The 11062-nt window shown below is 58.9% G+C and carries 8 protein-coding genes and 1 pseudogene; 7 read left to right on the top strand and 2 right to left on the bottom strand.

Going from position 1 to position 11062, the window contains the following annotated elements:
* Window positions 1-288 precede the first annotated feature (288 nt).
* Window positions 289-1264, top strand: a pseudogene (gene tnpC, locus ASE11_RS25015) (IS66 family transposase); the annotation flags it as partial.
* 617 nt (window positions 1265-1881) lie between these two features.
* On the opposite strand, the gene ASE11_RS25005 reads toward tnpC, so the two are convergent.
* Together ASE11_RS25005 and ASE11_RS26355 are read right to left on the bottom strand one after the other, a co-directional pair.
* The gene (locus tag ASE11_RS25005) at window positions 1882-2886 is read right to left on the bottom strand and encodes a ThiF family adenylyltransferase (RefSeq protein WP_200959420.1); all 1005 of its coding nucleotides are present in this window, start codon (window positions 2884-2886) and stop codon (window positions 1882-1884) included.
* Window positions 2887-2895: 9 nt separating this feature from the next.
* On the bottom strand, window positions 2896-3186 hold the full coding sequence (locus ASE11_RS26355) for a hypothetical protein (protein ID WP_200959419.1): 291 nt from the start codon (window positions 3184-3186) through the stop codon (window positions 2896-2898).
* A gap of 755 nt (window positions 3187-3941) precedes the next feature.
* Between ASE11_RS26355 and ASE11_RS25000 the strand changes: the two genes are divergently transcribed.
* From ASE11_RS25000 to ASE11_RS24975, 6 genes are all read left to right on the top strand, one after another.
* Window positions 3942-4988: a S8 family serine peptidase gene (locus ASE11_RS25000; RefSeq protein WP_162258091.1), complete on the top strand. Its 1047-nt coding sequence runs from the start codon at window positions 3942-3944 to the stop codon at window positions 4986-4988.
* A gap of 39 nt (window positions 4989-5027) precedes the next feature.
* Window positions 5028-6713 (top strand): hypothetical protein, encoded by a 1686-nt coding sequence (locus tag ASE11_RS24995; RefSeq protein WP_156406493.1) that lies wholly within the window; start codon window positions 5028-5030, stop codon window positions 6711-6713.
* 7 nt (window positions 6714-6720) lie between these two features.
* Entirely contained in the window at window positions 6721-7830 is a 1110-nt protein-coding gene (locus tag ASE11_RS26350; protein WP_200959418.1) for a M12 family metallopeptidase, read from the top strand.
* Between the two features lie 380 nt (window positions 7831-8210).
* The gene (locus ASE11_RS24985; RefSeq protein WP_200959417.1) at window positions 8211-9692 is read left to right on the top strand and encodes an N-acetyltransferase; all 1482 of its coding nucleotides are present in this window, start codon (window positions 8211-8213) and stop codon (window positions 9690-9692) included.
* Window positions 9652-10119 carry an ASCH domain-containing protein gene (locus ASE11_RS24980; RefSeq protein WP_056278541.1) on the top strand — a complete coding sequence of 156 codons (468 nt, stop codon included), beginning with the start codon at window positions 9652-9654 and terminating at the stop codon, window positions 10117-10119. Before ASE11_RS24985 ends, ASE11_RS24980 begins: the two co-directional genes overlap by 41 nt.
* On the top strand, window positions 10116-10700 hold the full coding sequence (locus tag ASE11_RS24975) for an ATP-binding protein (protein ID WP_056278538.1): 585 nt from the start codon (window positions 10116-10118) through the stop codon (window positions 10698-10700). The genes ASE11_RS24980 and ASE11_RS24975 overlap by 4 nt, the downstream gene beginning before the upstream one ends.
* Window positions 10701-11062: the final 362 nt, after the last annotated feature.

Here is an 11062-nt window from a genome sequence, read left to right as displayed (position 1 = left end):
GTTGCGTAGTCCGGGCGGCGAGACGGACACGGGACACGGCCAAGCTTGCAGTAGAAAGGATCCACCACCGATTGCTTAGGCGATCAAAACTTGATGGCATGACAGGTCAGACCGTGGTTGACAGAGCCCTCACTTGCCGCGGCACTTCCGAGTGCGAACATCCGATCGAGGCGTCAACCAGCTACTCCCATCATGGACAGCAGCCTCGAGCTGCGTACAGTCCGAATGTACGGGCGCAATCTTTACCTTCAGGTCGTCAAGCAGAGAAAGCCTTGCATAGGGGGCGTCCATGTACGGGGCAAGTGGGCCTGCGCGAAGTGCGAGACGCTCACCCAAGTCCCCGTCGATCCTCACGTCATCGACAAGGGCATCCCCACCACCGGTCTGCTGGCGCAGGTGCTGGTGGCCAAGTACGCAGACCACTTGCCGCTGTACCGCCAGGAAGCGATCTTCGGCCGCGCTGCAGCACCGCGTGCTGCATGCCGATGAGACGCCGGTGTCCATGCTCAAGCCGGGCAACGGAAAGACGCACCGGGCCTACCTCTGGGCCTATGCCACGGGCGCCTTCGAGAACACCAAGGTGGTCGTCTACGACTTCTGCGAATCACGCTCGGGCGAACATGCCCGGCGCTTCCTGGGTGACTGGAGAGGCAGTCTCACCTGTGACGACTTCAGCGGCTACAAGGCCTTGATCGCCAGTGGCGTGACCGAGGTTGGCTGCCTGGCGCACGCGAGGCGCAAGTTCTTCGATCTGCACGCGGCGAACCAAAGCCAGATCGCCGAGTTCGCGCTGCAGCAGTTCGGTCGTGTCTACGAGATCGAGCGTGAGGTCAAGGAGCTCAGCGCCGATCAGCGCCGGGCCATCCGGCAACAACAAACGAAGCTGCTGCTCGATGCCTTGCACCAGTGGATGCTGCTGCAACGCCAGAAGGTGCCCGAGGGTTCAGCGAGCGCCAAGGCCCTCGACTACAGCCTGCGGCGCTGGGAGGCGTTGACCCGGTTCGCGAGTGACGGGCAACTGCCCGTGGACAACAACTGGATCGAGAACCAGATCCGGCCCATTGCCATTGGCCGAAACAACTGGCTGTTCGCCGGCAGCCTGCGCGCGGGTCAGCGGGCGGCGGCCGTCATGAGCCTGATCCAGTCGGCGCGCATGAACGGGCACGACCCGTATGCCTACCTGCGCGATGTGATGGCACGCCTGCCCATGCAGCGCGCCAGCCAGATCGGCGAGCTGCTGCCACATCGCTGGCAGCCAGTCTGACAAAGCAATCTCAAAAGCACGACCGCGCACTGCGGTCAAGATGGAATGGCCGCGCGCTTACGGTTCAGACAAGGCTGCGCAGATCAAGTTCGTTGCTCGGCCTCAAGGAGAGCAATGTGCTTGAGGTGGGTCTGCATATTGGACACATCTACCACCACCTAGATGACGCACCCTTAAGGTCCGCTCAAACCCAGTTCAAGCAGAGAGTGCTGAGCATCCTTCCTACCTCCAGCGCTTCGGCTGTGCAGAAGATTTTCAAGGATGCGGGGAAGATTAAGTCCGGACATCGCTGGGCAATGAAAATCTACACTTTCCTGAACAAGGAACTGAGATACGGCGACCAGCTGAACTAAAGTTCAGGAATCGCAGACGGGCGGAAATGGCGCTGCAGGATTAGCGGCTTAATCTGCGGCGGTCGAGCAGGAAGGTCGTGGTCAAAAAGCCACCGCCGATCGCCCTTTCAACAAGCGCCTGCCAAAGTAGCAGTTGGTTCAAGTGCAGTGCTTGCGCGATATCTTTTCAGATTAGTCCGTCGTCGGTTGCCTTCGTGGCAAGCTGTGAATTTGCGAGTATCGACGGGCCCGCTCTCAAGTGACAGCGATGAAGCCCATCAGCGATCACCTGGTTTCGAGCGATGCCCCTGTCCGGTGACGCAGGTCCCTCATCTGCAAATCAAGAACGCCATGCGTTCCCCCGCCGTGAAGTGGTCGCAGCACCTCGGCCAGTACCAGGGCGGCAGCGAGCGCACCGACGAACGGCGTCGCCACCGCGCGGGAGGCGAGCTGGGTCATGCCGCACAGGTCGTTGCGCGTCTCGGCGAGCTTGCGGTAGGCCTCATTCAGTTCGACCGCCGGTTGCGCACCTGCGGCCGCGGGCCAGATGGCGGCCGGAGATTGCGGACTCGGGAAGGTGTGGGTGCGGATGTTGCGAAAGTCCCGGTAGCCGCTGCCAAGACCGGCTTCGACCACCGTGGTGAAGTCTGCGGACGCCAGGTCGCGTCGTGCCGCGAGGTTGTCGACGCCGAACAGCGCGGTGGACGGCTCGCCGAGAAGGACGCGATGGTCGGCCGCAAAACGGCGCTCGACCAGGGCGGTGGTGAAGCCGGCCGCCTCCAGCCTGCGTGCCACCACACGGACCTTGGGCTTCCCCAGGTCGTCGGCCCCCAGCAGCAGGCAGGTGCTCAAGTTGGAGGCAGCGACCTTGTCGAAATCCTGGAGCACAAGGTGGGCTCGCCGCGATCCGTAGGGCAGCATGCCCAAGGCCCAGGCGTAGGCTTGGCCGAGATGGCCGAGGCCCACCAGCCACAGCGCGTCCGGCAAATATTGAAGTGCCGGCCCCTGGTGGGCGTCGGCACGCCAGCCCGTCACGGCCAGCGGGTTCCACAGAGACAGCCCCACGGTCCGGTCGCCGGCGGCCGGCAGGTCGGAGCGGATGTGCAGGAAGGCTTCGTTCACGCCCAGCGCCGCGGCCGCGACGCCGGCGAGCGGATTGTCTTGTAGGGCGGCGGGCACAACATCGAAGGCACCCGGCGCCACCCTGCCGCGCCAACCGTCCCAGCGCATGCTGACGCAAAAAGGCGGGAGGCTGGAGCTTGTCCAGGCGCCGAGCACGAGCGTCGGCACGTCGCTGGTCTAGGGCACACCGATGCTGGCGCCCAACTCGCACGCCACCGAGCGCGCGTCGCGCCCTTCGAACAAGGGGATGCGCAGAACCGAGTCCATCTCGCCGCAGACTTCGACCCCGCCGAGGAGGGCCCGCGCGGCCGTGTTGACCGCCGTCAAGAAGCAGGCCTGCCTGGCCAGGCTGTCGGACCAGCCATGGCCCAGCACGATGCGCAGGCGATAGCCGGAGAAAAGTGCCAAAGCGTCCTCCAGTGAGGACACCTCGCCGGCGTCGAGCGCCAGCTTGGCCAGGCGGTGCATGGATTCGGCCTTACGACTGCGGTGCGATCAGCGGACCTCGCACCGCGCATCCCATGCCGGACTGAAGGAAGTTGTCCGCGCGAAGGGCGCTGAGTACTGTCCCGTTCACCGCAACAGCTGCGTTCCGGCGTGGATTCGGCCACGCCAAATGCCAGGTCGGCCGCCGGGCGATCTAGCTGAACTATAGTTCTACCCATCCTTAGATGGGCGCGACGTTGCGAGTTCGAATTTGGCTTCGTTGAGCAATTTTCTCGATGAGATCAATGAGTTAAGAATCTCTTGCGTTGCGTGGTGAAGGCGGGGCAAGTTCATACCTAATTTGAGGATCGACTTGACCACGCCTCCTTGCTATAACTATCACGCGCCAATGGCGCTAGTTGCAGTAGGAGATCCCAGTGAATGCGTCGCCACCTGAGCTTGTCGTCATGGTCGATCCCGACGCAGTTGCGGCTGCCCGGAGGGAGATTGGAGCCAGATTGGCGGGAGGGCGTCTTCTGGGCATTCAACTACGTACGCTAGCACCGAGCACGACATTCGCCCTCGAGCGAATTCGGAGTGCACAGGAGCCGGCGGAGCTTGCAGAGTTGCGCTCAGCCAGAGCCCCGTTCTTCAGCGGCACAGTTCAAGGACGCACACCTGACTCGGCAATGGAGGAGGCCGCTTCCCTCCCGGGCGTAGTTGCAATCTATTGGAAACCGGGTGTTGAGAATCCCCTAGCACCGTGGTCGCCACTCGATGAGGCTCTGGCGCTCGGCTTGCCCGGCGAACGGCCTACCGATTTCACCAAACGCCAGGGCTATGTCGGACCGGCGCCTGATGGCATTGGCGCTCATGTTGCCTGGCAGAAGCCGGGCGGTAGGGGCGAAGGTGTCCACGTCATCGACATCGAGGGAGGTTGGCGTTTCACCCACAGCGACCTGTTGGTGAGTTCCGGTGGTTTGCTGGCAGGCACGCAATACCCCGAAGTCGCATGGCGCGACCATGGGACCGCGGTGCTTGGACAGATCGGCGGCGATGCGGACGCGTATGGGGTATCCGGCATCTCACCCAGTGCCCGGCTTTCTGGCGTCTCCCACGGTTCGCTGGGCTCAGCCCGGGCCATCGCCGCGGCGGCTGAAAAGCTGATGGCGGGCGACGTGTTGCTCCTCGAGATGCATCGACCTGGCCCGCTGCACGGATACCAGATGCGCGCTGACCAGGACGGCTACATCGCAGTGGAGTGGTGGCCGGACGACTTGGTGGAAATTCGTATCGCGGCCGCACGCGGCATCATCGTCGTGGAGGCCGCAGGGAATGGCGGGCAAGACTTCGATGCACCGCTCTACGACAGTCCCCACCCAAGCTTTCCCAAAGGCTGGAAGAACCCTCTCGACGGTTCCGAGGACTCGGGAGCGATCCTGGTGGGCGCAGGTGCTCCGGCTGGCGGCAAGCATGGCCCGCCACGTTCGCGACTCAGCTTCTCGAATTTCGGGGCCCGCGTTGATTGTCAAGGATGGGGGCGTAGTGTCGTAACCTGCGGTTATGGCGACGACTACAAGGACGCGTCAGATCCGTATGACGAGGACTACTGGTACAGCAGCACATTCAGCGGTACGTCGAGCGCGTCCCCCATCGTCGCAGGAGCAATTGCGTGCCTTTCGGGCATCGCCAAAGCCCGCGGTCGTGTGCTGCGGCCCATGGACGTGCGACAAGCGCTGCGCAAGACGGGCAGTTCTCAACAGCCTTCACCATCCGCGCCACTTAATCAACGCATCGGTAACCTGCCCGACCTCAAGGCCCTGATTGCTGAGCTCATGTTGTAGAGGCCGGCGGGCATCCGGCCCAAATAGCTGCCTTCTCAGGTGACCAAAGATTCACCAGCGGCGGCTACGCTTTTAGCCGAGTGCATAGACATTGAGATAGGCATCTTGATGCGGAGCGGGCTCGGCGTGGACCAGACCTCGCGTGCCGGAAGAACGGTTAAAAAATGCGTCATCAATGGAGGGAAGAAAATGCTGAAGACTCTTGTGCGCATCGCGTTTTTGATGTGTTGCCTGGCGCTTTCCACAGCAGTGAGCGCGCAGTCGCTCCGAGTGCATATAGTAGAGAAATGCCCTGTCACTGGACCAGCCAAGCCCCCAGAAACCCCGACGGATATGGCAGTGGCAGCGGGGTTGATCCTGCAGCAGGTGATCTCCAAAGGGGTCGACATTGCTGCTAGCGCATTGACCGCTGCAGCCAAAGACAAGGTCACCACACTCTCGGGGGAGAGCGCAGTAGTCGACTACTACGTGGTGGGCGGGAAAGTGATGCTCGGGTCGAACCCAAAGATGCAATGCATCGTTCTGCTGATGACGGGTACAGGCTCTCCGAGCAACCCTGAGTGGATGAAAAAGTTGGCCTTCAAAGACAACCCCATGGGAATCAGTACGGTTCCCAATTTCTACATGGAAGTGGAGTTGGAACATCTTTCAAACAATGGTCTGAAGGCGACCCCACAGTTCATCTACATTGGGAAATCACTCGCCGAGGGACACAGCTGGTTCCGAAAGCAAGACAAGGACTATGTTGTGGCGGTATCGCTGAACGCCGAGGAGTCAGGTACATCCTTTGGAGCCATGACGTTCGCGTTCAAGAACATTGATACGGGCACGGCATATGCAAGAGTTCCGCCGGATGGCTTGCAAATTGCTCTACCAAGTCGCCCCGACTGGCCGATACCAGCTCGGTTACCCAAGCTCCCTGAAACCGACTTGACCAAGGAAGCTGTCGCGGCACGCAAGACTTCTATAGCCAGCTACGTTGAGGCGAACTCGATTCTCAAGAAGCAAGCAACTGCCGATCCACTCGTCAAAAAGCCTATCGAGACTCACACAAAGTACACGGACGCAGTGAGAACGCTTTGCGAAGAGGTCAAGGCTGCGAACAAGTCGTCGAGCGATCCTAAGAGCGTAAAAGCAGACGCGGGCAAGTTTTCAGATCCTCGGTGCCCGATCCCTTTATGGACGGCCAAGCTGGATGCAGACAAGGCGGCGGTGGACGCCCAGAAGGCTTCGGATCTCGTTTGGGCAACGGCCTTCTTCCAGAAGAATTGTTCTAAAGGTGCTTTGAAAAACGAGGCCAAAGGAGACGTACGAGAGTACGAATCCTGCAAGCTGCCTGGTGACAATGCTGGCACAACCGTAGGTGGCTTCTACGCCGCGGCCACTGTCGTTGAAACCTCCGAGGCGTCTGCCTTCCTAAAGTCGGTGGCATCCGCATTCTCAGAGGACAAAGACAAGCTCAAGACGGCTTTGAATGACAGATTCAATCCGATGCGGCGCGACGAACTGAGTGCTGAGGCGGTGGCTTCGGACCGCGATGCTCGTCAAAAGTATCAACTGGCGTTGTTGAAAGTCTCTCAGATCGATGCGGCTCTGCAGGAGGCGAGCGGAGGAACGCTTTCAAGTCGGAAGCTCATTGAGATGCAGCTGGTACAGGCAAAGATCGATGCCAATGCGGCCGCGAGAACCGCAGGGGCCTCCGCACCGTTCCCCGAGTTGGACTGAAGCGGTCATGAACTCCACAGTGCTCATAGTTCCGATGGCAGCGGCGCTTCTTGCTGTGTCGGGCAAGGCTGTGGCGCACGACCTGGTGGGTCTAGATACCGAGCGGCAGCTGTTAAGCGAAGCTCTTCCCGCGATCCAGGATCCGATGGTTCAGGCCACCCCCATTCCTCCAGCGCTGGCTAGGCAGCTCATACAGGCGCGTGAGAGACAGCAGGCATTCCAGGTTCTGTTTCCTGAGAAGTCGTCAAAACCTTCGTTCATGGCACAGCTGGTTGCGAGAGGCAGTGTCCCTTACTCCGTTTTTCTACCAAGCGAGAAGTGGAAAGTCGGGATCACGCTGAAGGTTTGCTTTCATTCAGGGGGCGGTGAAGCTGCCAAACGGAGAATTGAGCAAATCGCCAGCCAATGGTCGAAGTATGGCTCGATCTACTTTGACTTTGGGAAGGCACCGGGTTTCAACTTTTGTGACTACAACGATGGCGCCCAGATCCGGATCTCGTTTCGCCAGAAGGGGTACTTCTCCCTGATTGGCAACCAGGCGCTGCTGAGTGACCGTAAGAACGCTGTCACCATGGGCCTCCAAGACTTGGATACAGGGCGCTATCCGATTGAAGGAGAAAAGTTCAAGTCGATCGTTATCCATGAGTTTGGCCACGCCATCGGTCTAGCGCACGAGCATCAGCATCCTGCTGTTGATTGCTACCCGCAGTTCAATATCGAAGCCATCATGCGTGAGTACGATTGGAAAGAAGACAAGGTGATCACCAACCTTCGAATGCTTCAAGTGTCACGCGTGACCACTGCTGGCAACTTCTACATGATGGGCTTGGATGCCAAAGATGTCAGCTACGAGTTCTCGAACGATCCAGACATGGATAGTGTGATGCGCTACCACTTGAGAGAGGAGGATTTCAAAAAACCTCCTGGCAGCTGCTACGACCCTACGATGAACTCTGAGCCATCCAAGGGAGATCAAGATGCAATCGCGAGGGCGTATCCGCGGGAGAACGCTACGAAGCGGATCCAAACTCAAAATGCGCTCATCGAGAACATCCTGAAAGCGCATCCGAACCTGACGGCGGTTGAGCGCGCATCGCTACGGGCGTTCAAGCTTTGACCGCGTTGATTTTGATCGCTCGTACACTTGGCAATGGAGTGGAAGATTGCATATCGGCGAAGCGACGGCGGGACCGAGTGTCCGGGGAGTCCTCGTCAGAAAATGGGTCTCTGAAGAGATGTCCCGCTGTCTCGAACGTCGAGAACGCGCTCGTATAGGCTAGGTTCTTGTATAGCGTTTGAAGCGCAATGAAGGACCTTATGCTTTTCTGCACGCTGTCACGCTACCGAGTGGCCAAGCAACGCCAGTCAAGTACGAGTTGGCTTACGATGCCGTCATAATTGCGCTGCGGTCCGCAATAGAACCCATGCGGACGATGAGCTCTACCATGAAGTGGGTCGTGGGCATGACCAATAAGAGCCACACTGAGGGATCTCTGCGTGCCCATTCGTCTTCGCTTCCTTCTTGATACGAACATCCTGATCCCGTTGCAGGACTCGATGGCAGTGCTGCAGCCTAGTCTCACTGACTTTGTTCGACTCTGCAACGCGCATGGGCATCAACTCCTCTACCACCCCGCGTCAGTCGAAGATATCGAGCGGGATAGCAATGTGGACCGCCGTAACCGCACGCTCGCACGGTTGCCTCAATACACCCTTCTGCAAGAGCACAACCCATGCCCATGGAACACACCTGGCACGTCCGCCAATGACGCGTGCGACAACAGGATTCTGTGGGCGCTGGATCAGAACGCGGCTCATGCGCTCGTTACTGAGGACCAGGGACTGCACCGCAAAGCGCGAGCGCGAAACCTGCACGATCGCATCTATTTCATCCAGTCGGCACACGACTGGCTCAAGCGCCTGCATGAGCCCGGGACGATCACACTTCCGAACATTGAGGAAGTGCAGCTGCACACCTTGACCCCGCAGCTCGCAAGCGGCTTCTTTTCTAGTATCCGCAACGACTACGCCGGATTCGACCAATGGTTTCGGCGCATCGCCATGGCCGGCCGCCGCGCCTGGGTCTACCGGGAACCAGGAGACGGCGAGATCCATGCCATCTGCATATTTGACGTGCAGACCGACGAGCAGATCACTGACGACGGCCATAGGCTGGATGGAGCGGCTCTGAAGCTATGCACCTTCAAGGTTGGTGACGCAGTCCGAGGTCGGAAGGTCGGTGAACTGTTTTTGCGCGCGGCATTTCGGTTCGGCACGAACCACCGATGCGAGCACATTTTCTTGCATGCCAACGCGCGCCAACAAGATCATCTGACCAACCTGATCGAAGATTTCGGCTTCCGAGTGGCGGGCGAGTATCAGGGCGATGCCGTGTTTGTCAAGGAGCATCCCGTACAGCCACCCGCGCTGCAAATGAATGCGTTCGAGTACGTCAGGCGCTACTACCCGCACTACATCGGAGGTATGGATGTCCAGAAGTTCATCGTCCCGATCGTGCCGGAGTTTCACAGCATTCTCTTCCCCGACTGCACCAGGCCCGGCCAAGCGCTGCCGGCCGGACATCCACAGCGGCATGTGGGCAACGCCATCAAACTTGCCTATCTCTCCAATTCGCTGAGCAAGCTGCCACAACCCGGAGACGTCGTACTGTTCTACAGAAGTCATGACCAGAAGGCCATCACCACGCTCGGCGTGGTCGAGCGCTACGAGTGGATGGGGCGAGCAGACGAAATTGCGCGGCTTGTAAGCCGTCGCACGGTATACACCGACGCGCAGATCGCGGCGATGACCGGGGACGAGACCAAAGTCATGCTGTTCAGGCTCATCGAGCACTTTGATAATCCTGTGACGTTTCAACAGCTCCTGAGGCCGCTGCGCGTCGTCAGAGGCAATATCCAGTCAATCACACGAATTTCCGATGAGTCTTTTTCCAGAATCCTCGCAGCAGCCGACCGGTAGAGCTGTCCTGCTTTCGATCAAGCCGAAGTATGCGGATCTGATCCTTGCCGGCACGAAGACCGTCGAGCTGCGCCGCAGTTGGCCTTCCAACGATGTTGGCGTGATGGTTATTTATTCGTCTTCCCCTGTTCAGCGCTTAACCGGCATTGCTCTGATTACAGAGATCAAGGAGTGTGACTTCGAGGAGCTTTGGGGAGTGGCGCAAGCCCACGGCGGAGGAGTTAGCTACGACGAGCTGCAGGAATACATCGGCAAGAAGAAACTAGCCTACGGCGTCATGCTGGGAAGGGTGACGCCGGCAGAGGTCTTTGTAGACCCGAAGGAAATATTTCCAAACTTCACGCCGCCCCAAGGCTTCTTGTATCTCAGTCCGCAGGATTTTCCGCGTGTGATGGCTGCGATGTTTCCGTCTGGAGTACCGCTGTGAACATCTTTGTCGCTGGCATCCATGGTGTTGGAAAGACCTATCTGGCAAATCGCTTACCTGCAGGCATCGGGCTGATCCACACGTCGGCAAGCAAATTAATCAGGGAAGAGCGAGCCTTGCATGACTGGAATATCGACAAACGCGTGTCAGACGTTGACGAGAACCAAGTGGCGCTCGCAGCAGCTGTCGCTCGGCACAATGCGAACAAGACCGCGCTTCTGCTCGATGGGCACTTTGTTCTTCTAAGCCAGAGTGATGAGTTTTTGCCCCTCGGGCTGAATGTCTTCAAGTCGTTGAATCTCAGCGCTGTGGTATTGCTCGAGGCCGATCCACAGGAGATCGCAAACCGTGTGAGTAGTCGAGATAGCCTGCAACGTGAGGGGGGGTGGCTTGAGACGTTTCTTGCCAAGGAACGTACTCATGCGGAGTTAGTTTGTCGCGAGCTGCATTTGCCGCTACGCATTCTCGTGTCGCCAAACGACGAAGAGTTTTCGAGTGCGGTCAGATCGGCGTTCTCCGGGTGGAGCAACCCGCCAGCCAGGCTGGGCTGTAGTTGTGAACGTGATATTGGCGTGCCGTAGTCGTTTGTGTTTGAGGACAGGAACACTACGGCGGCAGTAAGGCCGTGCTGACGAAGCTCCATTTTCGTTTCCAAGTAAATCTCCAGCACCACACAGTCTGACAGGAAGTCCCTAGCGCTTGGACTTCTCAATAAATGGAGAAGGGGAAGTACTTGGCATTGATGTTCTGGAAAGTCCCGTCGACCAGAATCTCTTTGAGTGCCTTTTCGAAGAGTTCGCGGAGCTCGGCAGTTTCTTTGCGTACATCGATACCTGTCCACTAGACGCCAGACCCTGCTTGAGGTCGTTAGGGGTGTGCCGAGTTTCTGAGAAAATTCGAACCTAGCAATTCCATCACCCGGGGAAGATATGCACCCAATTCA

Source organism: Hydrogenophaga sp. Root209 (genome assembly GCF_001428625.1).
Classification (GTDB): domain Bacteria; phylum Pseudomonadota; class Gammaproteobacteria; order Burkholderiales; family Burkholderiaceae_C; genus Hydrogenophaga.
The sequence above is the reverse complement of the archived record's forward strand: the minus strand, read 5'-3'. Positions and strand labels throughout refer to the sequence as shown.